The following is a 23,759-nucleotide window of genomic DNA, read 5'->3' as shown; positions in this document are numbered from 1 at the left end:
GGGAGGTATAACGTCACGTTCCGATAACCTCTCGATGACAGGCCGGGGCGTGTGAATTCTCTCGACGGCTGCCTGAAGCGCATCATGGATATTCCCGGTGCGTGCAGCGTGACACTGGTGGATGGGGCCAGCGGGTTGGCGATTGCCGCCGCTGGAGTGCACGACATCGTCGACGAACACGAGGATGCGGCGGGCACCACGGATGTGGTGCGGGCCGCGCTCGGCTGTTCGGCGCTGGCGACCGGGCGCCCGGACGACGACATCACCGAGATCGTCGTCTGCCGTACCGACGGCTTCCACCTGTTGCACCTGATCGAGGGTGATTTCGACGGCAGGCTTTTCGTGCACGTCGTCTTCGGCGGTGACACCGGCAATCTCGGCATGGCCCGGTATCAGCTGCGTGGCGCGCTCGAGGAATTGACGGGCGGCGATCGATGAGCTTGGCCCTCGCCGAGGAATTGCACCGGCACGAGGAACAGGGTTCGACCGGGGTATTGCGGGCCGGGGACGGGGAATTCCATCTGGCGCGCGGCGCGATCGCCTCGGCCGGGTGCAGGCGCACGATCGGCCTGGACCGGCTGGTGGTCGAGGCGGGCGTGGCGACCGCCGAGGATTGGCGCCGGGCGGGCGCGGGCGATCCCGGCCCGTTACTGCATCGGCCCCGGCTGGAAACCCTGGCCCTGCTGTCGGTCTTCGACGCCGCCTTCTTCCTGCTCGCTTCGGCGGCCGAGCCGGAATTCCGGCCGACGCCCGAACATTGGCTCGCCCCCGTCTGCCGGGTGGCGCCGCACACGCTGCTGCACGAATGCGCCCGGCGCAGTGCCTCGGAGTGGGGCCCGTGGCCCGCCGACCTGGTCGCCGCGGTTCCAGTGATCCCCGCGCGCCGGGTCCGCCGGCATCGGGTGGTGCTCACCGGCGGCCAGGCCGAGGTGCTGGCCGCCGCCGACGAGCGGCGCAGCATCGCCGAGATCGCCCGCGATCTCGGCCGCACCACCTACGGCTGCCTGGTCGCGGTGCGCGACCTCACCACCGCGGGGCTGATCCAGGAACCCGACCGCGCGGCGGCGGAGCAGGCCATGGCGCCCGAGCCCGTCGCCGCGCCGCCTGCCGGACGGCACCTCGCGCTCGCGCCCGCACCCGTCGAAGACACCGGGCGCCACCGGCATTCGGCACCGGAGGTGCCGAGCACAGGCGTGCCCGCGCTACCGAAGCGGGTCCCGCCCGCGCTCGGCGGCGGCGTGGGAACGGCTCGCCCGCCCCGGCCGGTGCACGCGGGGACGGGCGAGCGAACCGGTCGGCACGCGGTCGACGAGGAAGCGACCGCGCCCGCCCGGTATCGCGGAAACCGAACCGGCGCGGCACCGTACGAACCCGAGCGCTGGCGACAGGTCGACCGCGAAGTACTCATCCGGCTCAGGGCGGCGTTGGAGGAGCTTGCGTGACCGTGCGGAAGAAACTGCTCGGTGAATGGAGGGGAAGGACGAAGGTGGCGATGCCGGTGCCCGAACGGAACACGGCCGTACTGGCCGAACTGAAGTCGTTGCGGGAGCGCGTCCCCCGCCTGACCGGTTCGGTGGTGGCCTCCAGCGACGGGCTGCTGATCGAACACGACCTACCCCCGCACATCGAACCCACCGGCATGGCCGCGATGGCGGCCGCGCAGCTGTCGCTGTCGTATCGCCTGGCGACCACGGCGCACGGCGGTGGGTTCAACGAGGTCGTCGTGCTCGGCACCGAGGGGCAGGTGGTGATCTACGCCGCCGGCTACACCTCGCTGACCGTGCTCGCGGGCCCGGAAGTGAACGTCGGCCGGCTCCACCTGGAGTCGCGGCCGGTGGCGCGCGCCATCGCCGAACATCTGGCGGCGGCGCAATCCAAGGAAGAAACCGATTGAAAGGCACGACATGTCGAATATGGACCTGGCACTGAAGGACATGATGGTGATCGACGGTGCGATAGGCGCCGCGGTCGTCGACTACAGCAGCGGGATGGCGCTCGGAATGCTCAGCAGCAGCAAGGCGCTGGATCTGCAGGTCGCCGCGGCGGGCAACACCGAGGTGGTCCGCGCGAAGATGCGCACCATCGAGCAGCTCGGCATCAACGAGGACATCGAGGACGTGCTCATCACCCTCGGCAGCCAGTACCACGTCATCCGCCCGATGACCGGTCGCAAGTCCAAGGGCCTGTTCCTCTACCTCGCGCTCGATCGCGGCCGGTCCAACCTGGCGCTGGCCCGCCACCGCCTCAAGGGCATCGAGGAAGACCTGGAGGTGTGAGTCACCCCAACGGCGGATGAACATGTCGGCGACTCGAAGTGGCCGCCGACATCCCGCGCACCCTGCGGCGATGTCGACTGTCGGAAATCGGACATGCGCGAGTCGTCGTGTGGCATCAGCGGGCTCATCCGCCTATTGTGATTCGCGGCGAGGTCTGGGTGAGGCGCAGCGTGGCCATCGGCCGATTCCAGGATCTCGACAGCGACTTATCGGGGTTTGCTCTGCATCGAGCAAAGGTGAACTGGAGCGGTATGCAGTTGAAGAAAGTTGTCGCGGCGCTGGGTGCTGCCGCGGCGATGACCACCGGCATCATGGTCGGCAGCACGAGTGCCGCGGCGGCACCCGGCTGCCCGAGTCTCTATGTCGTCGCGATCCCGGGCACCTGGGAAACGGGGCACGACAAGGCTCCTGGCCCCGGCATGCTCGCCGGCGTCACCAACGGGCTACCCCGTAACACCGACGTCGACTACGTCACCTACGCCGCCACCGCGTTCCCGTGGGAGGGCGACGTCTACGGTCAGTCCAAGAAGCAGGCGGTCGACGCCGCGCGCGGACTGATCACCGCCAAGCTCGCCGCGTGCGGTGACACCGATATCGCGCTGGTCGGCTACAGCCAGGGCGCCGACGCGGCGGGCGACCTCGCCGCCGAGATCGGCACCGCCGTCAGCCCGATCGCGCCGGGCAAGGTCAAGGCCGTCGGCCTGATCTCCGATCCGCGCCGCTCCCCGACCGACGTGCAGGTCGGCCCGATCGCCGCGGGCGCGGGCGCCGGTGGCGCGCGGCCCGGTGGCTTCGGCTGGATCAGCGACCGCGTGCGCACCATCTGCGCCGTCGACGACCTGTACTGCGCCACCGCCACCGACGACTTCGTCACCCGCTTCGCCGGCTTCCTCGCGCAGAGCTCCGACGCCAACCCGGCCAACCTGTGGCGCTACCAGATCGAGGCGGGCGCCATCGTCAACGACCTGATGGCCCACGGCGGCGTCCCGACCCTGCAGGCGCAGCTCTCCGACGCGGCCAACCAGCAGCGCGCCAAGGACCTGGAGCGCTTCTACCGCTCGCAGGCCCACACCCTCTACGGCAGCTACCCGGTGGGCGGCGGCCAGACCGCCATCACCTGGATGCACAACTGGATCGCCCAGCAGGCCTGAGCGAACGCCCAACGAGGGCCCGGTGTCGGACGACCGACACCGGGCCCTCGGCCGTTCACGGGGAGGCGGGACTCGCGAGGTTGCGGGGCAGCAGGTCCCAGACGTGGCCGTTCTCGTTGATCGTCGCGGCGGTGCGGGAGCCGGTGCGCGAGTACAGGATCCGGGTCACCGAGCAGTAGTCGATCGGGAAGGTCAGCGGGCGGTCCAGGCCGAGGATGTCGGCCAGCAGGACATTGACGACGCCGCCGTGCGCGAAGGCGACGACGGTGTCGGTCGGGGCCGCGGCGGCGACCAGGCCGTCGATCGCGGTGAGGACGCGGGCGACGAAGGCCGGACCGTCGATCTGCTCGGGCAGCAGGCCCGCCTTGATCCGGGCGTAGGCCTCGGCGAAGTCGGTCTTGGCGTCTTCGATGGGGATGTAGGCGGGCAGGTCGCGGTCGTACTCGGCGAGGTCGTCGATGATGTCGACGGGCAGTTCGCGCGCGGCCGCGGTGGGGGCGGCCGTGTCGCGGGCCCGCCGCTGCGGACTGCTGACGATCCGGGCGATCTCGTGCGCGGCGAGCGCGGCGGGAACGCGGTCGGCCTGCTGCCCGCCGATATCGGTCAGGCCGGGATCGGCGGCGGTGGTGGCCCCGATGACGCGTTCGGGCTGGGCGTGACGCACGAGAATGAGCTGCACGCTCACACACTCTGCCGTATCGCCGGGCCGGGCGGTCTCACGGCTCCGGGTCGATCTCCGTACGACCGGTCACATCGGCGGTGTCGATGATGACGATCTCCCGGCCGTCCTCGCGCAACACCTTCAGGAAGCCGGGCGGATTCTCCATCACATAGCCGTCGACGAGGCCAGTCTTCGTCTCGATGTGCTCGCGGGAGACCCACGGCACCTGGACGGTCGCGGCCAGGATCAGGGCGGCACTAGTGACGATCAGCGCGGAACTGCCGACGAACCAGTGCGCGAACTTCGCGCCCTGGGGATTCCGCTTGCCCGCCCGCAACAGCCCGAACAGCACCAGGGCGAGGACACCGGCGACGATCAGCACCCACCACACCCGGTAGGTCCACACCAGCGCGCCGGTGAACAGGGCGATCACGACCAGCCAGGTCAGATTGCCCGCGTTGGTCCAGCTCGGCCTGCCGAGCCGGATCTGATGGATCACCGCCTCCGGCAGCAGCACCGACAGCGCGATCCCGCCGAGCAGCGGGCTGGCCATCAGCGTGCCGACCACCATCGCGGCGACATCACCGATGCCCAGCGTGCCGAGCAGGGAGAACGCGGCGTTCCAGTCGTAATCGGTGACGGCGAACAGCCGCAGCAGCAGGAACAGGCCCGCGACACCGGTCGCGGACAGCCCGTGGGCGAGCAGGCGTTCGTTCGAGGACTCGCGGGGATGCCTCGTCATCGGGCGAGGATATCGCCGCGAGTCCCTCGATCAGGTCAGGGCTGGCCGTAGGGCGGCTGACCGTACGGCGGCTGACCACCCTGGGGACCGCCGTAGGGCGGCTGGGCGGGCGGCTGGCCGTTGTCCTTCTTCTTGTTCTTGAGCAGGAAGATGCCACCGATGATGAGCACGACGATCAGCAGGCAGCAGATACCGCCGATGATCAGGCCGGAGCTGCTCTTCTTTTTCTTCTTGGCCGCCAGCTCCAGCGCGGTGTTGACCGTGTCCGAACTCGCCAGGGTGTCGAAGCTGCTCGTGAGCATGTGCGGGTCGACGAGGGCGGCCGTGGTCAGCAGATCCAGATACATGTGTTCCCATCCCGATAGGTCGTTGGCCCGGCATCCTCCCGGTGCCGGAACTCCGAGACTAGCGCCGTGGGTGCGGCTTTCGATGCGAAAGCCTCGCGGCGTCCCGGAGTAGTTGTTCATCGCGGCGCGGCCACGATTCGTTTACACGAGTAACGGTGTACCCCGAATCACCGCGGTTTCACCAACGGGAACGGCAGCGTCTCGCGGATGCTGCGGCCGGTGATCAACATGACCACCCGGTCCACGCCCATGCCGAGGCCGCCGGTGGGCGGCATCGCGTGTTCGAGCGCCTGCAGGAAGTCCTCGTCGAGCTCCATCGCCTCCGGATCGCCGCCCGCCGCCAGCATCGACTGTTCGGTGAGCCGGCGCCGCTGTTCGACCGGGTCGGTGAGTTCGCTGTAGGCGGTGCCCAATTCGACGCCCCAGGCGACCAGGTCCCAGCGCTCGGTGACGCCGTCGATGCTGCGGTGCGAGCGGGTCAGCGGCGAGACCGAGGTGGGGAAGTCGCAGTAGAAGGTGGGGTCGGTGGTCTGCGATTCCACCAGGTGCTCGTACATCTCCAGCACCACCTGGCCCGCGTCCCAGCCGTGCTGGTAGGCGATGCCCGCCTCGTCGCACAGCTCGCGCAGCCGGGCCAGCTCGGTGCGGGTGGTGATCTCGGTGCCGATCGCCTCCGAGACCGCGCCGTGCACCGTCTTCACCCGCCACTCGCCGGAGATGTCGACGGCGTCGAACCCGCCCTCGTCGTTCGGGCGCAGCGCCACCTCGGCGCCGTTGGCCGCCATCGCCGCGTCCTGGATCAGCCGCCGGCACAGCTGCATCATCCGCAGGTAATCGCTGTGCGCCTCATAGGCTTCCAGGATCGTGAACTCGGGATTGTGGCTGAAGTCGACGCCCTCGTTGCGGAAGGTGCGGCCGAGCTCGAAGACCTTCTCCATGCCGCCGACGCACAGCCGCTTGAGGTAGAGCTCGGGCGCGATGCGCAGGTAGAGGTCGAGGTCGTAGGCGTTGATGTGGGTGCGGAACGGGGTCGCGTTGGCGCCGCCGTGCACCTGCTGCAGGATCGGCGTCTCGACCTCGAGGAAGCCCCAGTTGAACAGCGAGTCGCGCAGCGAGTGCAGCACCGCGCTGCGCTTGCCCATCACCTCGCGGGTCTCCGGGTTGATCGCCATGTCGACGTAGCGCTGCCGGACCTTGGCCTCGGAATCGGCCAGGCCACGCCACTTGTCGGGCAGCGGGTGCAGGCACTTGCCGTTCATCCGCCAGTCCTGGGCGAGCAGCGAGAGCTCGCCGCTGCGGCTGGTGCCGAGCTGACCGCTGACCTCGATCAGGTCACCCAGGTCGAAGAACTCGGTGAACTCGGCGCTGCGGTCGGCGCCGACCCGCTCCCGGTCGATCACGAGCTGGATCTCGCCGGTCCAGTCGCGGACCACCGCGAAGATCACCCCGCCGTAGTCGCGGATGCGCAGCAGCCTGCCCGCCACCCGCACCGTGGTGCCCTTGGGGCAGGCGCGGGCGTCGGCGATGGTGTGCGTCGGCGGGTAGGCCACCGGGTAGGCGTCGACGCCTGCGGCGGTGAGCCGGTCCAGCTTGTCCATCCGCACGCGCACCTGCTCGGGCCTGCGCGGACCCTGCTCGGCGTCCTCGCCCTCCGGCGCGTCCGGCGCGCTGCCGTCGGCGTGCAGGCCGGTGACGCTCGCCGGGACCGCGGAGTGCGTTCCGGTGTGCACGGCCGCGTCGGGCTCCTTGCCGATGCGCGGCAGGAATCCCTCGGCCAGACCGCTGGCCGTCGCCACCCGGGGCAGCTGCCTGCGCTCCTCGTAGAGGAAGAAGCGCGGCACCCAGCGCGGGTGGTACTTCACGTTCGACCGGTACAGCGCCTCGAGCTGCCACCAGCGCGAGAAGAACAGCAGCACACCGCGCCACGCGCGCAGGATCGGGCCCGCGCCGATCCGGCCGCCCTCCTCGAACACCGACCGGAACACCGCGAAGTTCAGCGAGATCTTGGTGATGCCGTACTGGTCGGAGTTCAGCGCGAGCTGGGAGATCATCAGCTCCATCACGCCGTTGGGGCTCTGCGGGTCGCGGCGCATGAGCTCCAGCGAGACGCCGCTGCGGCCCCACGGGACGAACGAGAGCATGGCGTGCACCCGATCGTCGTGGTCGACGGCCTCGACGAGCAGGCAGTCGCCGTCGAGCGGGTCGCCGAGGCGGCCCAGCGCCATCGAGAAGCCGCGTTCGGTCTCGGTGTCGCGCCAGGCGTCGGCCCTGGCGACGATCTCGGCGAACTCGTCGGCGGGAATGTCGTGGTGCCTGCGCACCCGCACGCCGATCCCGTGCTTGCGCAGCCGGTTCGCGGCCTGGCGCACCTGCTTCATCTCCGGCCCGGCCAGGGAGAAGGTGCGGGTGTCGAGGATCGCCTCGTCACCGAGCCGCAGGGCCGCGAGCCCGGCGTTGCGGTAGGCGGTGGCGCCGAGCTCGCTCGCGCCCATCACCGCGGGCGCCCAGCCGAATCGGTCGGCCTCCTCCAGCCAGGCCCGGATGGCCTGCGGCCAGGCCTGTTTGGGCCCGATCGGATCGCCGCTGGCCAGGCTCACCCCGAGCTCGACGCGATAGGTGATGGCCGCCTTGCCGTTCGGCGCGAACACCACCGCCTTGTCGCGGCGGGTGGCGAAGTAGCCCAGCGAGTCCTCGACATCGCTCGCCGCGAGCAGCCCGCGCAGCGCCGACTCGTCCAGCGCGGTCATCGCGTTGTCGGCCCGGCGCGAGCGCAGCAGCACCACCACCGCGGCGAGCAGGGCGATCGCGCCGAACAGGCCGAGCAGGAAGTTGACCCACGGCCGCGGGTGCCCGTCGAAGTGCTCGTTGTTCACCAGCACCGCCGCCGTCACCCGGTAGACCGCCCACAACGGCCGCTGCGGGCCGGGCGGCAGCGTGCCCGGCGCGAGTTCGACCAGACCCCAGCCGATCAGGCAGCCCAGCGCCAGCCCGGCCACCAGCACGCCGAGCGCCTTCCACAGCGCGCCCGGCCGGACCCGGGTGTAGAACTCGTTGCGCGCCGCGATCAGGATCCCGATGACGACGATGTGCACGACGAACGCCACCAGCGCGTCGATGTCGTCGTCGGCGACGAAGTCCAGGATGTTGGAGATCGCGTAGAGCAGCAGGTACACCACCAGCAGCCACCACGCGACGCGTTTTCGGCTGGCGATCGCCCCGGCCAGCAGGCCGACGACCACCGCCCACACGAGGCTGGTGTCGGGGGCATCGAAGTAGTAGACGTCCACATAGTGCCGCGGCACCTGCGTCAGGTAGCGCAGCGCGGGCGAGAGGCTCCACAGGAACAGCAGCACCGCGAAGACACCGAGAACGAGCCCGGTGATGTGCGGTACCTCGGCCAGCCTGCCGTGCCCACGATGCGGAACGGCGGCGGCGCGGCCCGGCGATGCCTCGACGATGGGGTGTTGCTCGGCCTGCGTGGTGGTCACCGATCCAGTGTGCGTGCATCCGGGCCGGATCGGTGTGGCGGACACCGCGGCGTGTTCGTCACGCGGCCCGGTGGTGGGGCCGGTTGCGACCGGTTTTTCGCCGGGGGGTAAGTATTAGCCCATGTCGGAACCAGTCGATGTGCCGATCGATGACGAGGTCATCAAGCTCGGGCAATTCCTGAAACTGGCCAACCTGATCGATTCGGGCTCCGAGGCCAAGACGGTGATCGCCCAGGGTCTGGTCCGGGTCAACGACGAGGTGGAGCTGCGCCGCGGTAGGCAACTACAGGTGGGCGACGTCGTCGTGCTCGCCGGTCACAAGGTGCGGGTGTCCGGGAACTAGCCCGAACACCCGCTTCCCCGGACGCTCAGTCCTCGGCGCGGACCACGACGCCGTCGTGGTCGCTGTAGAGCATCTCGCCGGGGACGAAGGTGATGCCGCCGAACTCGACGGTGACGTCCTTCTCGCCGCTGCCGGTCTGGGTGCTCTTGCGCGGGTTGGTGCCCAGCGCCTTCACCCCGATGTCGAGGGTGCGCAGGATCGCCGAGTCGCGCACCGCGCCGTTGACGATCACGCCGGCCCAGCCGTTGTCGACGCCACGGCCGGCGATGATGTCGCCGACGAGGGCGGTGTGCACGCTGGCGCCGCCGTCGACCACGAGGACCTTGCCCTCGCCGGGCTCGCCCAGGGTCTGCTTCACCAGCAGGTTGTCCTGGAAGCACCGGATCGTGGTGATCCGCCCGGCGAACGCGGCCCGGCCACCGAACTGGATGAACTGGGTGTCACAACTGCGGATCTCGGGGCCGATCTCGTCGGCCAGATCGGCGGTGGCCACAACATTCGCTGATTCGGTCATGGCCAGCATTCTGTCAGGCGCCCTCGAGATGCGCCTTGGCGATCTCCTTGACCAGGCTGTCTGTGGTGTGCTTCACCGCGATCTTGACGAACGGCTCGATCGTCTTGCCGAGCATCTTGCCCGCGATCCCGCCGGGCACGAAGTACTCGATGGTCGCGTCGACGGTGCACAGCGCGTCGCCCTTGGGATAGAAGTGGAACGTCGAGATGATCTCGAATCCCTTGATCGACTTGATGCCGATCACGCGGCCCTTCTCCCACTTCACGACCTCGACCCGGGACTTGAGCGACGCGGGGCCCAGCTTCATGTGGCCGTCGAAGGTCGCGCCCAGCCCGTCGGTCTGGTCGGTGACCGGGACGAAGGATTCGATGCCGTACAGGAAATGCGGCAGATTACGGTAGTCGTTGACGTATTCGAACGCCGTCTCGGCGGACGCGGCGCAGTCTTCGACAATCCTCACTTCGGTCATATCGGCCACCTTATCGGTCGGCCGCGACCGATCCGGCTACGCGGTGACCGCCAGGGTCGCCGCCAGGCCGAACGCCAGGCCCATCACGGTGACCTCGATCGCGGCGTTGCGCAGGGAGATCTCGGCGGTCACCCGGTGCTCCGCGGCTCGGCGCACCCAGCTGCGCCGCCACCACCAGCCGAGGCCGGTCAGCGCGCACAGGACGGCGAACTTCGCCAGCAGGATGCGCCCGTAGCCGGTCGACCACAGCGGCTCCAGCCCGCCGAGGCGCACCAGCCCGTCGATCGTCCCGGTCGCGGCCACCGCCAGGATCAACGGCGCGGCCAGCGCCGAATAGCGCGGCAGGGTCCGCGCCCAGCCGCCACGGGTGCGCAGCACCACCGCCATCGCCACCAGCAGCCCGAGCCAGCACGCCGCGGCCAGCGCGTGGATCGCGGTCAGCACCGACCCGAACATCTGCTGGGACATGTGCCCGGTGATCGGCCGCAGGGCCAGCGCGACCGCGGCGAACACCAGCACCAGGTCGGCCGACGCGGTGTCGGGCCTGCGGTAGGCCAGCGCCGCGTAGCAGGCCACCGCGCCGGTGCAGAACAGGATCGCGATGCCGATCTGCCCGCTGCTCAGGTTCACCAGGAAGGTGCCGAACTCGCCCGCGCCGAGCCGGGCCACCGGCACGCCGACCACGTCGGCGGCCTCGGCCACCAGCACCGCGAACTCGGCCGCGAACCAGACCCCGGCCAGCGCGGCCAGCGGGCGCCAGGCGACCCGCAGCCGGTCGTCGAGCCGGGGCAGGGCCGCCAGCCCGAGGACCACGGCGCCCGCGCCGTCGGCGAGCACCCGCGCGCACGCCGCCAAGGGGAACCCGCCGTCGCGGCGCAGCAGCCACGCCAGCGCCACCCCGGCCAGGGCGGCCACCACGACCGGCACCAGGACCCGCCACTGCCGCGGCGTCGTCGCGGGTGCCCGGCGACCGGTCGTCATGGGTGACTACTTCTTGCGGCCGGACAGCAGCGCGACCGCGAGGCCGGCGCCGAACAGCACGACACCACCGGCGATGAACACCCACACCGGCACGCCGCCGCCGGAATCGCCGCCGCCGTCGGCCTTGTTCTCACCCGGCTTGGCGCCCGGCGTCCCGGTGCCCGCTTTGCTCAGCGTGAAATGCCGGGTCCCGCTGACCGGATGCCCATCGGCCGAGGTGACCCGGAACGCGAGGGTGTACTCGCCGACCGGCCCGAGCTCGCCCAGTTCCACGCTGACGGTGCGGCCCTCGACGAGCGCCTTGCCCTTCGACCACAGTCGACCGTCCGGGCCGACCACGGTCAGCGACGGAAAGTTCTGCTGCAGTTCCTCGTTGAAGGTGATGCTGGCGCGCGCGGGCCCGACCTCGACGGTCGAGCCGTCCTCGGGCACGCTGCTCACCGCGCCGGAATGCGCGCTCGCGGTGCCCGCCGCCGCGAACATCGCGGCGAACAGGCCGGCGATCAGCACGGCGAATACCCGGCGCCCGATGCGTCGGCGCGCGGACCGGTTGATGTCGGCGACGAGATGATCGGCCCGCATCACGACCGCCGCGACCGGAAGACGAGGCCGAGGCCGAGCGCGGCCGCGAACAGGCCGAGCGCCAGGCCCAGGCCGCCGAGCCAGCGCGCGACCGTATCGGTCTCCTTCGCGCTGGTCTCGCCGGACGCGACCTGGTGGTCGCCGCCCGCGCTACCGCCGTTGGCGGTCAACGTGATCGACGGTGCCGGGTGCTCCGGCTCGGCGCCGCCGGTGCTCGGCTGATCCCAGGCGACGACCTTGCCGTCGCTGTAGGTCTGGGTGGCGGGGAAGTTCACCGTGTCCTGCGCGGGCAGCGGGCCGAGCGAGAGCACGAAGCGCTGGAACTGGCCGGGGCCGACGCCCGGGTTGCCCGGGTCGGCGGTCCAGGCGACGGCGACGGCCTCGCCCTTGTCGTTGCGCTCGACCTTGGACGTCCAGCCCGGCATGGGCTCGGTGCGCACGCTTTTCAGGTTCGGCACCGTGACGCGCAGCGCGGTGGTGGCCGCGGTCTCGGATTCGGTCGGCACCTTGAAGGTGGCGACGGTGTACTTGCCCTGGGCGGCGCCCGGCGCGTCGACGGTCACGTGCGCGGCCGCCGAGCCGCAGGCGGCGAGCACCAGACCGGCCGCGATGGCGGCGGTCCCGGTGCCGCGGGTGATGAAGTTGTGCATGGAATGCCTTCTGTCCGAAGAGATGCTGATGTCGTCGTGAATCAGGCGGACAGCGGCGGCGCGCGCGGACATCGCGCGCCCCTCGGATGGCAGGCAGGCCCGGCGAGCACCAGATCGGCCCAGCGCCGCAGGCGGACGGCAATGGCGGTCCGCGGCGGGCCGAGCACGGTCGCGAGCACACTCGACGCGGCGAGATACAGCCGCTCGGCGACGAGAATCAGTGCGGCGCAGGCGAACGCGGCCACGGTGTGCGCGGCCACCATCGGCGCGCTCGGCAGATGGAACAGCTCGTCGTGATGATCCAGCGACGCCGACAGGGCGAAGTGCCCGGCCCACTGCCCACCGAGCAGCGCCGAGCCGACCCGTACCATCGGCGCGGCCGACCGTCCGCGCGGCCCACTCGCGACGACGCCAGCGCCGAGCGAAACCAGCAGCAGCAGTGCGAGATCCGACGAGCGCGGCACGCCGCCGCCCGCGCTCCCGTGCGCGGCGACGGCCAGCGCGCCGACGAGTACGCCGCAGCCACCCCCGCGCAGGCGGGCGGTGAGCTGCGGCGTGGTCACGACGGGATCAGCGCACGCCGAGCCGGGCGAGCGCGTCGGTCTCCAGCACACCCAGCTCGGACGAGATGGACGCGTGCACGGCCTTGCGGCGCGCGGCGGGCATCTGCTCGGCGGTGTTCACCGCGACGGTCAGGTCGGTCAGCCGGGACCGGGCGGCCGCGACGAACTTCTTGGTGTCGGCGTCACCGGGGGCGTCGGCGGCGACCTTGTCGAGCGCGCTCTCGGTGTTGGTGATGCGGGCCTGCAGGCGCGCGCCGTGGCCGCTGAACTCGCCCAGCTGGTCGAGCCCGATGCCGAGCTGCTGCGCCTTGCGGGCGTCGAGCTGGCCGCGGACGTAGGTGGCGCCCCGGTAGGCCAGCGGCGTGAGCACCGGGACCAGCACCCGGGCGACGCCGATGTACTTGCGGATCTGGCTCGCGCTGAACAGTTCGCGGTCGGCCTTCGCCGCCACCTTCTGGGCGGCCTTCTCCTCGGCCTGCAGGGTCGCGATCTGCGCCTTGGCCACCTTGGCCTCGGTCCTGGCCTGTGCCTTGGCCGCGCGGCGGGTGGTGCGTTCGCCCGCCTTGGCGGCCTTGCGCTCGTTCTTGGCGCCGAGTTTGGCCTCCACGGCCGCTTTGTGCTTGAGCGCCTTCGCCTCAGCGCGTCGGCTCGGCCGCCGCTTGCGCTTGCTGAACAACCCCATGAGATCAGGCCCTCCGTCATGCTCGCCAAGTCATGAGGCAGTGCCGGGGTAGCGGCCTGCCGTACTTCGTAGCGTAGTGGGATGAGGGTAGCGATTGGGCATTGTGTCGGGGGGAGGGACCATACTGCTTGCGTGCGTGCAGCCGAGGACGACTTCGACGGCGGGCCGGTGCATCGCCCGGCCCCCGCTTCCGCTGCGCTCGATCGAGGTACCGACACCGGGGTCGCCGAGTCCCGGATCGCCTTCCTGGACGCGCGCTCGCTGATCGGGTGCAGGCATCGCCTGCGCCTGGACGCCGAGCATCCGGGCACCATCGCCGAGGTCAGGGAGGATCCGGGCGTCCAGCAGCGCCGCGAGGCCGCCGCCGCGCACCGGCTCAAGGTCCGCGACGAGCTGGTCGCCGCGGCACCCGCCGAGTGGGTGGTGATCGACCCGCGGCTGCGCGCGGGGGAGAAGGCCGCGGCGACGATGGCCGCCATGGAGGCGGGTGCCGCCCGCATCTGGGGTGGGCTGCTGCCGCAGGAACCCGATACCGGCCGTCGCGGCGGCGCCGAGTTCCTGCTCCGTGACGACGACCGCGGCGGCTATATCCCGATCATCGTGGTCAACCACAAGGTCACCGACCCGCGCAGGCCCGACCCGGCCGATTTCCACCCGCTGACCTCCGAGCTGTTCCGCTGGCAGCCTCGCCGCGACAAGCACGTGAAGCTGCGTCCGCAGCCGCGCGACCAGCAGCGCATCGCGCATCTGTACCGGATGCTGCAGCGCCACGGCATGGCCAGTCCGGCCCTGCTCGGCGGCGCGATCGGCCTGGCCTTCGACCGCATCCTCGTGCACGACCTGACCAATGTCCTTGCCGACTACGACCAGCGCTACGGCGACCGGATCGCGGTGGTGCGCGGCGAGCTGCCGACCCAGCCGTCGAAGGTGCCCGAGTGCAGGCAGTGCCCGTGGTGGGTGCGCGGGGCCGACGGTGCGCCGAGCTGCGAGGGGCAGCTGGCGCTGATGCGCGATGTCAGCCTGGTCGCGCCCGGCTCCCGGGCCGACGTGCTGCGGGTACACGGCGTGCAGACCGTCGACGAGCTGGCCGCCTGGACCGGGGACGACCCGGAGGACTGGCAGCACGGCCCGTTCTCCGAGACCGTGGTCACCGCCCGCGCCTGGATCGAGGGCGCGCCGCTGGTGCGCCGCTTCGACACGGTGAGCGTGCGCCGCGCCGACGTGGAGGTCGACGTCGACCTGGAGAGCTACCAGGAGGACGGCGCCTACCTGTGGGGCACCCTGCTCGACGACGTCTACCGGCCGTTCGTCACCTGGGACCCGCTGCCCACCGAGGACGAGGGCCGCTCCTTCGGCGAGTTCTGGACCTGGCTCATGGGCGTGCGGGCCGAGGCCCACGCCGCGGGCAAGACCTTCGCCGCCTACTGCTACTCCCGCACCGCCGAGGACAAGTGGCTCTACGAGTCGGCCCGCCGGTTCGCGGGCAGGCCGGGTGTGCCGACGCACGAGCAGGTGCGCGCGTTCGTCGATTCGCCCGAGTGGGTCGACATGTTCCAGGCCGTCACCGACCAGTTCATCTGCCCCAACGGCAAGGGCCTGAAGAAGATCGCCCCGGTCGCCGGCTTCGCCTGGCGCGACCCGGAGGCGGGCGGCGAGGCTTCGATGGGCTGGTACCGCCGCGCCGTCGGCTACGACGCCGAATCCGACCTGTCCCAGCGCACCCGCCTGTTCGAATACAACGAGGACGACGTGCGCGCCACCCAGGTCCTGCGCGACTGGATGACCGAGCGAGCCGCCGACGAGGTTCCCTCCCTGGCGGATTTCGGGCGGTAATACGATCGGGGGCGTGACAGAGCATGTCGAAACCCTCGAGTTCCAGGCCGAGACCCACCAGCTGCTGGAGCTGATGATCCACTCGGTCTACTCCAACAAAGACACGTTCCTGCGGGAGCTGATCTCGAACGCCTCCGACGCGCTGGACAAGCTGAAGCTGGCCACGTTCCAGGACAAGGACCTCGTCGCCGACACCTCCGACCTGCACATCGAGCTCGAGGTCGACGCCGACAAGCGCATCCTGACCGTCCGCGACAACGGCATCGGCATGTCCCGCGCCGAGGTGATCGATCTGATCGGCACCCTCGCCAAGTCCGGCACCGCCGAGCTGCGCCGCAAGCTCACCGAGGCCAAGTCCGACGCCGCCGCCGAGGAGCTGATCGGCCAGTTCGGCATCGGCTTCTACTCCACCTTCATGGTCGCCGACCGGGTCACGCTCACCACCCGCAAGGCGGGCGAGGCCGAGGGCACCCGCTGGAACGCCGCCGCGGGCAGCTCCACCTACGAGATCGACACCGTCGCCGACGCGCCGCAGGGCACCTCGGTCACCCTCGAGCTCAAGCCTGCCGACGAGGACGATCACCTCTTCGACTACACGCAGGAATGGAAGCTGCGCGAGATCGTCCGCAAGTACTCCGATTTCATCGCCTGGCCGATCCGCATGCAGGTCGAGCGCACGGTGATGGAGGGCGAGGGCGAGGACAAGGTCGAGAAGACCATCGTCGAGGACCAGACCCTCAACTCGCAGAAGGCGCTGTGGACCCGGCCGCGGAGCGAGGTGACCGACGAGGAGTACAAGGAGTTCTACCACCACGTCAGCCACGCCTGGGACGAGCCGCTCGAGATCATCCCGATGAAGGCCGAGGGCACCTTCGAGTACCAGGCCCTGCTGTTCGTCCCGTCGACCGCGCCGTTCGACCTGTTCACCCGCGAGCACAAGCGCGGCGTGCAGCTCTACGTGCGCCGGGTGTTCATCATGGACAACTGCGAAGAGCTGATGCCGGAGTACCTGCGCTTCGTCAAGGGTGTGGTGGACGCGCAGGACCTCTCGCTCAACGTCTCCCGCGAGATCCTGCAGCAGGACCGCCAGATCCAGATGATCCGCAAGCGCCTGGTCAAGAAGGTGCTGTCGACGGTCAAGGACCTGCAGGGCGCCGAGGACCAGACGAAGTACCAGACCTTCTGGACCCAGTTCGGCCGGGTGCTCAAGGAGGGCTTGCTCTCCGACACCGACAACCGCGAAACCCTGCTCACGGTCTCGTCTTTCGCCTCGACCGCCTCGGACTCCGAGCTCACGACGTTGAAGCAGTACGTCGAGCGGATGCCGGAGGGCCAGGACGCGATCTACTACATGACCGGCGAAAGCCGTGCGCAGGTGGAGAACTCGCCGCACCTGGAGGCGTTCAAGGCCAAGGGCCGCGAGGTGCTGGTGCTGACCGACCCCGTCGACGAGATGTGGGTCGGCTCGGTGCCGGAGTTCGACGGCAAGACGTTCCAGTCGATCGCCAAGGGCGAGGTCGACCTGGAGACCGAGGACGAGAAGAAGGAGACCGAGGCCCTGCGCGAGCAGCAGGACAAGGACTTCGCCGATCTGCTCACCTGGCTCGGTTCGACCCTCGACGAGGTCGCCAAGGAGGTGCGCCTGACCAACCGGCTCACCACCTCCCCGGCCTGCCTGGTCGGTGACGTCTTCGACTTCACCCCGATGCTCGAGCGCATGTACCGCGCCTCGGGCCAGGCGCTGCCGGAATCCAAGCGCATCCTCGAGCTCAACCCGACCCACCCGCTGGTCACCGGCCTGCGCGACGCCTACGACGCGCGCAAGTCCGATGCCGACGAGGGCAAGGTGCCCGAGCTCGCCGAGACCGCCGAACTGCTCTACGGCACCGCGGTTCTCGCCGAGGGCGGCGAGCTCAAGGACCCGGCTCGTTTCGCGCAGCTGCTGACGGAGCGCCTGACCCGCACCGTCTGAGGCAGCTCGAACACGCACCCACGATGGCCGCTCGTCCGGAGCGGCCATCGTGGGTCGCGGACAAGAGCTGCACTCGCTGTGCGGAATACGGGTGCCGACCGGCCCCGCAAGCCGCACTATGGAGGGATGGCGGCGGGGCATGTGATCCGCCGGGCGCGGCCCGGTGACTACGACGGCCTGATCGGGGTGGTCGATCACTGGTGGGGCAGAACCGTGGTCCCGAGCCTGCCGAGGTTGTTCCTCGACCACTTCCATCGCACCAGCCTGGTGGCGACCGACGACGACGGAATCTCCGGTTTCCTCATCGGTTTCGGTTCCCCGTCCGATCCCGACGCGGCCTACATCCATTTCGTCGGCGTCCGCCCCGATGCCCGCAAAGTCGGGCTCGGCCGCACCCTCTACGACGAATTCTTCGAGCTGGCCAGGGCCGACGGCCGCAAGGTGGTCACCGCCATCACCGCTCCGGCCAATTTCACCTCGATCGATTTCCATCGCAGCCTCGGCTTCACCGTCACCGGCCCGGTCCCCGACTACAACGGCCCCGGCCGCGCGCTGATCACCTTCGAACGCACTCTCTGACACCGTACGAGGCGAAAAACGTAGTCTGGTCGCGGCATCGATCGCGGAGCGAGAGGAACGGTCGGACATGTCGGAGGGGACGTCGGTCACGGCACAGCCGTGGGATCTGGTGGCCGAAGGGTACGCCGCGGCGGCGGCGACCGTGCTCGGTCCGTTCGCGGAGCGCGCGCTCGAATTGGTGACGCCGGGAACGTATTCCGTGATCGTCGACGTCGCCGCCGGAACGGGGCTGCTCAGCCTCGCGGCCGCGGCCAAGGGCGCGCGGGTCGACGCGATCGATGTCTCGGCCCCGATGATCGAACAGCTCACGGCGGCGGCCGAACTCGCCGGGCACACCACGATCACCGCGCAGGTCGGCGACGGCCAGGACCTGCCGTATCCGGACGGCCGCTTCGACGCCGGATTCTCCCTGTTCGGCCTCATGTTCTTCGCCGACCGGCCGCAGGGTTTCGCCGAGCTCCGCCGGGTGCTGCGCCCCGGCGCCACCGCGGTCGTCACCGCCTGGGCGCCCGCCGTCGACTCCTCGCTGATGCGCGCGCTCTACGGCGCGCTGACCGCAGGCGACCCGAACGCCGCACTGCCGCAGCCGAACGCGCGCGGCCTGGAGAACCCGGCCGTCTTCGAGGCCGAGCTGCGCGCCGCCGGATTCGAGGCGGTGACGATCCGCCCGCACACCGTCGAGGTCCACTTCCCGGACGCGGCGGCGCTGTGGGACACCATGACCCGCAGCAGCGCCCCGCTGACCACGCTCAGACACGAAGTGGGCGAAGCGGAATGGGAACGCCGCACCGAGGCGGCCATCGAGCACCTCACGGTCACCTACCGCGCGAACACACCGCTGTTCACCACGGCCCTCTTCGGCGTCGGCACGGTTCCGGCGGCCTGAACGACAACTGCCCGCCGCCGAAAACGGCAGCGGGCAGTCATCGATGTCTCCGCGACGGCCGCATGGATCGGTCAGCCGACGAGGTGGTCCCGATCGGCGAAAGTCGCGGGGAGCGTTCTAGCGCGGGGCCATGCGCAGGGCGCCATCCATGCGGATGGTCTCGCCGTTGAGGTAGTCGTGGCTCGCGATGTACTCGACGAGCTGGGCGTACTCGTCCGGGCGGCCGAGGCGCGACGGGAACGGGACGCCCGCCTCGAGGCCCTTGCGGTACTCCTCGGTGACGCCGGCCAGCATCGGGGTGTCGATGATGCCGGGGGCGATGGTGTTCACGCGGATGCCGAACTGGGCGAGGTCGCGCGCGGCGGGGACGGTCATGCCGTGCACGCCACCCTTGGAGGCGGAGTAGGCGATCTGGCCGATCTGGCCCTCGAACGCCGCGACCGACGCGGTGTTGATGACCACGCCGCGCTGGCCGTACTCGTCGACCGGCTCGGTCTTGGCGATGGCGTCGGCGGCCAGGCGCATCACGTTGAACGTGCCGAGCAGGTTCACGGTGATGACGGTGCGGAACAGCTCCAGGTCGTGCGGGCCGTTCTTGGACAGGATGCGACCGGCCCAGCCGACACCGGCGCAGTTGACCACGATGCGCAGCGGGGCGGGGCCCTCGGTGATCTGGGCGATCGCGGCGGCGACCTCGTCGCCGCTGGTCACATCGGCCGCGATCAGGGTGACACCCGCGGGGACGTTGTCGCCGGCGCGCTCGATCGACGCCGGGACGTCGAGACCGAAGACGGTGGCGCCGGCGTCGGCCAGACGCTTGGCGGTCGCGGCACCGAGGCCGGATGCGCCTCCGGTGACGATGGCGGCGGAACCCGAAATCTCCACGATGGTCCTCTCGTTCATGACTGCTAGTTGGCACTTCGTCAATTGGCACCCTAGCGGGTTTCCGGTGAGGTGCCCATCACGCCCACCGACGCTGCCGGATCAGCTGCGAAAATACCAGCGAACAGGGCTGTTTTCCGGTGGTAACGTGCGTTCATGAGATCGTTCGCCGCTCCGACGGTGGCCGGACGCAAGGTCCTGATCACCGGGGCAGCTCGCGGTATCGGGGCCGCACTCGCCCGCAAGCTCACCGCGCAGGGCGCCCACGTCGCGCTGCTCGGACTGGAACCGGAACTGCTGGCTGAGGTGGCCGCCGAATGCGGCGACGCCCCGTGGCGCTACTGCGACGTCGCCGACCGCGCCCAGGTCGACCGGGTGGTCGAGGCGCTGGTCGCCGAACTCGGCGGACTCGACGTGCTCGTCGCCAACGCGGGTATCGCCAAGCAGATGCCGATGATCGGTGGCGACCCGGGCGTGCTGGAGGAGACCCTCGCGGTCAACGTGCTCGGCGTCGCGTACGCCGTGCAGGCCGCCGGCCCGCATCTGGCCCGTCCCGGCGGCTACGTCCTGATGATGTCGTCGATCTCCACGGCGGTGCAGTTGCCGCTGGCCGGCGCCTACAGCGCCTCGGCGGCCGCGGTCGAATCGCTGGCGGGCACCCTGCGCTGCGAGCTGCGCCCGACCGGCGCGCGCGTCGGCGTCAGCTACTTCGCCGAGATCGACACCGAGATGACCCGGCGCGGCTTCGGCACCGCGGCGGCACACACCGGCCTGCGTGAGATCAGCCTGACCGGCACCTCGCCGATCGGGCCTGCCGTGGACGCATTGGTCCGGGCGATCGCGCGCAGGCGCAAGAGCGTCGTCTCACCCTGGTGGGTGTCGCTCGTGCTGCCGGTGCGACCCTTGGCGCAGCAGCTGGTGCAGCGGTTGCTCGGCAACCGGGTCGCTCGCGCGATCGAGATCGCGCGCACCGAGGACGCCCCCTTCACCACCACCCAGCCTGCCCGACCACGCAGAATGGAACGGCAAGCCTGACCTCGAGCACGGAGTTCGACGATGAGCGATTCGGCATCCACCCTGCGCCAGCTCCCGCGCGGACGGCACCACCTCTCGCGTGAAGAAGTGGTCGCCTCCCAGCGGGAACGCATCCTCGTCGCGATGGGCGAGGCGATGACCGAAGGCGGCTATGTCGGCACGCCGGTCGCGGCCGTGCTCAAACGGGCCGGGGTCTCCCGCGAGACGTTCTACGAGCTGTTCCGCTCCAAGGAGGACTGCTTCGCCGCGGCCTTCGACCGGGTCTCCGGCCTGCTGGCCGGGCGGCTGCAGGGCGTCATCGCCGACACCGCCGACGCCGACGCGTTCACCAGAATGGACGCGATCCTCACCGCCTACTTCGACCACATGATCGACGATCCGGCCTCGGCCAGGCTGTTCCTGATGGAGGTGTACGCGGTCGGGCCGTCGGCGGTCCAGGCCAGGATGGAACTGCAGAGCCGCTTCGTCGCGGTCGTCGCCGCCATGCTCGGCGCCCAGACCGACGAGCAGCAGTTCGCCTGCGCCACCCTGGCCGCCGCCATCGGCGCCATGGTCACCGGCAAGATCGCCGCCGACGACCTGGAGGGCCTGCGCGCCCTGAAGGAACCGCTGATCGACCTGGCCCGCCGCTCGGGCGCCGTCTACGGCAACGCGTTCGCCGGCTGATCCGCGATCGGCGCGGCGGTCCTGCCGGGCCGGGCGAACCGCCAGGCGCCGATGCCGAGGCCGACCACGGCCGGGACGGCCAGCGCCAGGCCGGTCGAACCCCAGCCGCCGAGGCCGGGGACGAACGCGTCGAGGATCGTCTTGGCGGCGAAGAACAGGAACAGCAGGCCGGAGGCGAAGGCGATGCCGCGTTCGGGCAGGTGCTTGCCCGCGAGCTTGCCGACCAGGATCGCCAGGGCACCCGCCGCGACCATGCCGAGGGTCGAGCCGATCCACACCGCCAGCCAGCCGTTCTTGGAGGCCAGGGCGGCGGCGGCGAACATGGTGCGGTCGCCGAGTTCGGCGAGCATGAAGGCGGAGATGACGACCAGGAAGGCGTTGCGCGTGCTGGGCGGGGGCGCGTCGTCGCTGTCCTCGCCGGCGCCGATGGCGTCGCGCAGCGTCCACAGGCCGACGACCAGCAGCGTGAGCGCGGTGACGACGGCGATGGCGTTCGCGGGCAGCGCGGTGCCGAGGAAATGTCCGACACCGGCGGCGATCAGATTGACGGCGACACTGGCGACGGTGATGCCGGACAGCACCACCCACCAGCGATAGCGCAGCGAGAAGGTGAGCGCCATCAGCTGCGATTTGTCGCCCAGCTCGGCGAGGAAGAGCACGCCGAAGCTCAGCAGGATCGTGGCGATCATGAATTCAGCTCCCAGGGTGGTACTCCGGCCTGCGGCTGAAGAAACGGGTGCGCCTCCAGCCACACCGGTCGACGGATCGGTTCGTGGCCGAAGGTCTCGCCCACCGGTGGTGACCGGTTCACGCAGCCGGATCGCGCCGAATGTGGCGCCGATCAGTATGTCGACTGCGCGATTGCGGGCTACTCCCCTTCGCTGCTGTCCACCCTAGCCCGATAGCTGTCGGGATGCCAACTCCTTATGAGCGAAATCGCAATGGCCGCAGTAAGTTTGGCTGTGCGGCCCGAATAGTTCGGTATCCCTGAATTCCGGGTCGCGGACGCCCGTTGCCGAGCGTTCGCCAGACCTCGGTCGCGAAAGCCTCAGGCCGCCAGCAACATCGCCAGCACGGCGGTGTCGGGATCGCTGATCAGATCCATCCCGACCCGGCTCACCAGCGAGGTGACCGTGCCGTCGAGCTCGGCCTCGGCCCAGGCCGCGCGGTGCTCGAGACCCAGATGCGGCACGCCGGGCAGCAGCACGCAGCCCGAGGCGGCGCCGGTGCACTCGGGCAGCGACGGCCGGGTCTCCGACGGCGGATGCAGCATCAGCAGCGCGGGCGGCACGTGCGCGGCGAACCGGCCGGGCTGGATCGCTTCCTCGCCCAGCACCGGCCCCTCGGCCAGCACCAGTCCGACCGTGCCCGGTTCCGGATCGTCGGGCAGCTCCTCGCGCACCCCGAACACCGTCGAGGTCGTCAGCAGGCCGGGCATCGAGGCCACCCGGACCGCGAGCACCAGGACCTGCGCCCATTCCTTGGTGGTATCCGGCCAGCGGCCCGAAACCACGAATCCCTGGAGGTGACCGCGCGCCTGGAAGGGCGTGATCCCGATCGGACCGTGTGTCGTCATGATGGCCTCCCGACTATCCGGGGGCTGCGCTGCCCGGTACCTCAGGAATAGCCCGAAACCCATCTGGCACACAAGTACCACTGAGTGCCAGTAATCCGGTCGATCCACGCAAAAGACCCCCAGCGAACGCTGGGGGTCTTTCGCGAGAGGCGGAGGAACTCAGCCGAAGATGAGGCCCTTGCCCTGCGACACGGCGCGGGCGAAGCGGTCCTGCACGTCGGCCCAGTTGACGACGTTCCAGAACGCGGTCACGTAGTCGGCCTTGACGTTCTTGTACTGCAGGTAGAAGGCGTGCTCCCACATGTCGACCTGCAGCAGCGGGATGATGCCGGTCGGCACGTTGGCCTGCTGGTCGTACAGCTGGAAGGTCAGCAGCTTCTGGCCCAGGGTGTCGTAACCCAGGACGGCCCAGCCGGAGCCCTGCAGGCCGTTCGCGGCAGCGGTGAACTGCGCGCGGAACTTGTCGAACGAACCGAACTGGTCGGCGATCGCGGCGGCGAGGTCACCGTCGGGCTGGTCGCCACCGTTGGGGGAGAGGTTCTTCCACCAGACGGAGTGGTTGTAGTGACCACCCAGGTGGAACGCCAGGTTCTTCTCCAGCAGGAGGATGTTCGCCAGGTCGCCGCTCTCGCGGGCCTCTTCGAGCTGCTCCAGCGCCTTGTTGGCGCCCGCGACGTAGGCGGCGTGGTGCTTGGTGTAGTGGATCTCGTTGATCTGACCGGAGATGTGCGGCTCCAGTGCGCCGAAGTCGTAGTCCAGTTCCGGCAGCGTGTAGACGGCCACGATGTCCCTTTCCGTATGTCGGGCTGTGTGCGCCCAGTCGGACGAGCACACCAACCATCATTCGTACACCCGCTCGATGCAACCCCAGACGGTCGGCC

The 23,759-nt window shown here is 70.1% G+C and carries 27 protein-coding genes; 12 read left to right on the top strand and 15 right to left on the bottom strand.

Annotated features, from left to right (window positions below; genetic code table 11):
* Window positions 1-117: 117 nt before the first annotated feature.
* The 5 genes from ACFYWJ_RS05260 to ACFYWJ_RS05240 all read left to right on the top strand — a co-directional run bounded on the left by ACFYWJ_RS05260 (window position 118) and on the right by ACFYWJ_RS05240 (window position 3,427).
* A complete protein-coding gene (locus ACFYWJ_RS05260) occupies window positions 118-438 on the top strand; it encodes a hypothetical protein (RefSeq protein WP_355283805.1) in 321 nt (106 codons plus the stop codon).
* A complete protein-coding gene (locus ACFYWJ_RS05255) occupies window positions 435-1,442 on the top strand; it encodes a hypothetical protein (RefSeq protein ID WP_355283802.1) in 1,008 nt (335 codons plus the stop codon). Before ACFYWJ_RS05260 ends, ACFYWJ_RS05255 begins: the two co-directional genes overlap by 4 nt.
* Entirely contained in the window at window positions 1,439-1,894 is a 456-nt protein-coding gene (locus ACFYWJ_RS05250; RefSeq protein WP_355283800.1) for a roadblock/LC7 domain-containing protein, read from the top strand. Before ACFYWJ_RS05255 ends, ACFYWJ_RS05250 begins: the two co-directional genes overlap by 4 nt.
* Before the next feature lie 10 nt (window positions 1,895-1,904).
* The gene (locus ACFYWJ_RS05245) at window positions 1,905-2,276 is read left to right on the top strand and encodes a hypothetical protein (RefSeq protein ID WP_355283797.1); all 372 of its coding nucleotides are present in this window, start codon (window positions 1,905-1,907) and stop codon (window positions 2,274-2,276) included.
* Between the two features lie 251 nt (window positions 2,277-2,527).
* The gene (locus ACFYWJ_RS05240) at window positions 2,528-3,427 is read left to right on the top strand and encodes a cutinase family protein (protein ID WP_355283795.1); all 900 of its coding nucleotides are present in this window, start codon (window positions 2,528-2,530) and stop codon (window positions 3,425-3,427) included.
* Window positions 3,428-3,482: 55 nt separating this feature from the next.
* On the opposite strand, the gene ACFYWJ_RS05235 is transcribed toward ACFYWJ_RS05240, so the two are convergent.
* The 4 genes from ACFYWJ_RS05235 to lysX form a co-directional block, all read right to left on the bottom strand.
* Window positions 3,483-4,106 carry a histidine phosphatase family protein gene (locus tag ACFYWJ_RS05235; RefSeq protein ID WP_355283792.1) on the bottom strand — a complete coding sequence of 208 codons (624 nt, stop codon included), beginning with the start codon at window positions 4,104-4,106 and terminating at the stop codon, window positions 3,483-3,485.
* Window positions 4,107-4,143: 37 nt separating this feature from the next.
* A complete protein-coding gene (locus tag ACFYWJ_RS05230) occupies window positions 4,144-4,830 on the bottom strand; it encodes a hypothetical protein (protein ID WP_355283790.1) in 687 nt (228 codons plus the stop codon).
* Between the two features lie 35 nt (window positions 4,831-4,865).
* The gene (locus ACFYWJ_RS05225) at window positions 4,866-5,177 is read right to left on the bottom strand and encodes a hypothetical protein (protein ID WP_355283788.1); all 312 of its coding nucleotides are present in this window, start codon (window positions 5,175-5,177) and stop codon (window positions 4,866-4,868) included.
* A 167-nt stretch (window positions 5,178-5,344) separates the two neighbouring features.
* Window positions 5,345-8,665, bottom strand: coding sequence for a bifunctional lysylphosphatidylglycerol synthetase/lysine--tRNA ligase LysX (gene lysX / locus ACFYWJ_RS05220; RefSeq protein WP_387160888.1), 3,321 nt, complete (start codon window positions 8,663-8,665; stop codon window positions 5,345-5,347).
* A gap of 121 nt (window positions 8,666-8,786) precedes the next feature.
* Here lysX and ACFYWJ_RS05215 point away from each other — a divergent pair, with 121 nt between their 5' ends.
* Window positions 8,787-9,008 (top strand): RNA-binding S4 domain-containing protein, encoded by a 222-nt coding sequence (locus tag ACFYWJ_RS05215; RefSeq protein WP_218716112.1) that lies wholly within the window; start codon window positions 8,787-8,789, stop codon window positions 9,006-9,008.
* A gap of 25 nt (window positions 9,009-9,033) precedes the next feature.
* Here ACFYWJ_RS05215 and rraA read toward each other — a convergent pair whose 3' ends face one another.
* The 7 genes from rraA to ACFYWJ_RS05180 are packed head-to-tail and all read right to left on the bottom strand — an operon-like array spanning window position 9,034 to window position 13,449.
* Window positions 9,034-9,522 carry a ribonuclease E activity regulator RraA gene (gene rraA, locus ACFYWJ_RS05210; RefSeq protein WP_030201693.1) on the bottom strand — a complete coding sequence of 163 codons (489 nt, stop codon included), beginning with the start codon at window positions 9,520-9,522 and terminating at the stop codon, window positions 9,034-9,036.
* 13 nt (window positions 9,523-9,535) lie between these two features.
* Window positions 9,536-9,991, bottom strand: coding sequence for an SRPBCC family protein (locus tag ACFYWJ_RS05205; RefSeq protein WP_355283786.1), 456 nt, complete (start codon window positions 9,989-9,991; stop codon window positions 9,536-9,538).
* Between the two features lie 36 nt (window positions 9,992-10,027).
* A complete protein-coding gene (locus tag ACFYWJ_RS05200; RefSeq protein WP_355283783.1) occupies window positions 10,028-10,972 on the bottom strand; it encodes a CopD family protein in 945 nt (314 codons plus the stop codon).
* Between the two features lie 6 nt (window positions 10,973-10,978).
* Complete coding sequence (locus ACFYWJ_RS05195) at window positions 10,979-11,554, bottom strand: copper resistance protein CopC (protein ID WP_387160883.1); 576 nt, start codon at window positions 11,552-11,554, stop codon at window positions 10,979-10,981.
* Window positions 11,554-12,204, bottom strand: a complete 651-nt coding sequence (locus ACFYWJ_RS05190) for a YcnI family protein (protein WP_355283780.1) — start codon at window positions 12,202-12,204, stop codon at window positions 11,554-11,556. The genes ACFYWJ_RS05195 and ACFYWJ_RS05190 overlap by 1 nt, the downstream gene beginning before the upstream one ends.
* Before the next feature lie 41 nt (window positions 12,205-12,245).
* Window positions 12,246-12,767 (bottom strand): hypothetical protein, encoded by a 522-nt coding sequence (locus ACFYWJ_RS05185; RefSeq protein ID WP_355283778.1) that lies wholly within the window; start codon window positions 12,765-12,767, stop codon window positions 12,246-12,248.
* 7 nt (window positions 12,768-12,774) lie between these two features.
* Window positions 12,775-13,449, bottom strand: a complete 675-nt coding sequence (locus tag ACFYWJ_RS05180) for a DUF6474 family protein (RefSeq protein ID WP_355283776.1) — start codon at window positions 13,447-13,449, stop codon at window positions 12,775-12,777.
* A gap of 237 nt (window positions 13,450-13,686) precedes the next feature.
* On the opposite strand from ACFYWJ_RS05180, the gene ACFYWJ_RS05175 reads away from it, so the two are divergent.
* The 4 genes from ACFYWJ_RS05175 (at window position 13,687) to ACFYWJ_RS05160 (ending at window position 18,719) form a co-directional block, all read left to right on the top strand.
* Complete coding sequence (locus ACFYWJ_RS05175) at window positions 13,687-15,282, top strand: TM0106 family RecB-like putative nuclease (RefSeq protein ID WP_355283830.1); 1,596 nt, start codon at window positions 13,687-13,689, stop codon at window positions 15,280-15,282.
* Window positions 15,283-15,295: 13 nt separating this feature from the next.
* On the top strand, window positions 15,296-17,254 hold the full coding sequence (gene htpG, locus ACFYWJ_RS05170; RefSeq protein WP_355283774.1) for a molecular chaperone HtpG: 1,959 nt from the start codon (window positions 15,296-15,298) through the stop codon (window positions 17,252-17,254).
* A 126-nt stretch (window positions 17,255-17,380) separates the two neighbouring features.
* The gene (locus tag ACFYWJ_RS05165) at window positions 17,381-17,833 is read left to right on the top strand and encodes a GNAT family N-acetyltransferase (protein ID WP_355283771.1); all 453 of its coding nucleotides are present in this window, start codon (window positions 17,381-17,383) and stop codon (window positions 17,831-17,833) included.
* Window positions 17,834-17,900: 67 nt separating this feature from the next.
* Window positions 17,901-18,719, top strand: coding sequence for a methyltransferase domain-containing protein (locus tag ACFYWJ_RS05160; protein ID WP_355283769.1), 819 nt, complete (start codon window positions 17,901-17,903; stop codon window positions 18,717-18,719).
* A gap of 117 nt (window positions 18,720-18,836) precedes the next feature.
* On the opposite strand, the gene ACFYWJ_RS05155 is transcribed toward ACFYWJ_RS05160, so the two are convergent.
* On the bottom strand, window positions 18,837-19,604 hold the full coding sequence (locus ACFYWJ_RS05155; RefSeq protein WP_218716139.1) for an SDR family NAD(P)-dependent oxidoreductase: 768 nt from the start codon (window positions 19,602-19,604) through the stop codon (window positions 18,837-18,839).
* Between the two features lie 153 nt (window positions 19,605-19,757).
* On the opposite strand from ACFYWJ_RS05155, the gene ACFYWJ_RS05150 reads away from it, so the two are divergent.
* A complete protein-coding gene (locus tag ACFYWJ_RS05150) occupies window positions 19,758-20,636 on the top strand; it encodes an SDR family NAD(P)-dependent oxidoreductase (RefSeq protein WP_355283767.1) in 879 nt (292 codons plus the stop codon).
* A 21-nt stretch (window positions 20,637-20,657) separates the two neighbouring features.
* On the top strand, window positions 20,658-21,302 hold the full coding sequence (locus ACFYWJ_RS05145; protein ID WP_355283764.1) for a TetR/AcrR family transcriptional regulator: 645 nt from the start codon (window positions 20,658-20,660) through the stop codon (window positions 21,300-21,302).
* On the opposite strand, the gene ACFYWJ_RS05140 is transcribed toward ACFYWJ_RS05145, so the two are convergent.
* The 3 genes from ACFYWJ_RS05140 to ACFYWJ_RS05130 all read right to left on the bottom strand — a co-directional run bounded on the left by ACFYWJ_RS05140 (window position 21,278) and on the right by ACFYWJ_RS05130 (window position 23,661).
* Window positions 21,278-21,991, bottom strand: coding sequence for a TMEM165/GDT1 family protein (locus ACFYWJ_RS05140; protein WP_355283761.1), 714 nt, complete (start codon window positions 21,989-21,991; stop codon window positions 21,278-21,280). The genes ACFYWJ_RS05145 and ACFYWJ_RS05140 overlap by 25 nt on opposite strands.
* Before the next feature lie 359 nt (window positions 21,992-22,350).
* Window positions 22,351-22,878, bottom strand: coding sequence for a peptidase (locus tag ACFYWJ_RS05135; RefSeq protein ID WP_355283758.1), 528 nt, complete (start codon window positions 22,876-22,878; stop codon window positions 22,351-22,353).
* 159 nt (window positions 22,879-23,037) lie between these two features.
* Window positions 23,038-23,661, bottom strand: a complete 624-nt coding sequence (locus ACFYWJ_RS05130) for a superoxide dismutase (protein WP_355283756.1) — start codon at window positions 23,659-23,661, stop codon at window positions 23,038-23,040.
* Window positions 23,662-23,759: the final 98 nt, after the last annotated feature.

The organism is Nocardia sp. NPDC003269, assembly GCF_042888005.1.
GTDB lineage: Bacteria > Actinomycetota > Actinomycetes > Mycobacteriales > Mycobacteriaceae > Nocardia.
Note: the sequence above shows the minus strand (reverse complement) of the source record. Positions and strands in the feature narration are given on the sequence as shown.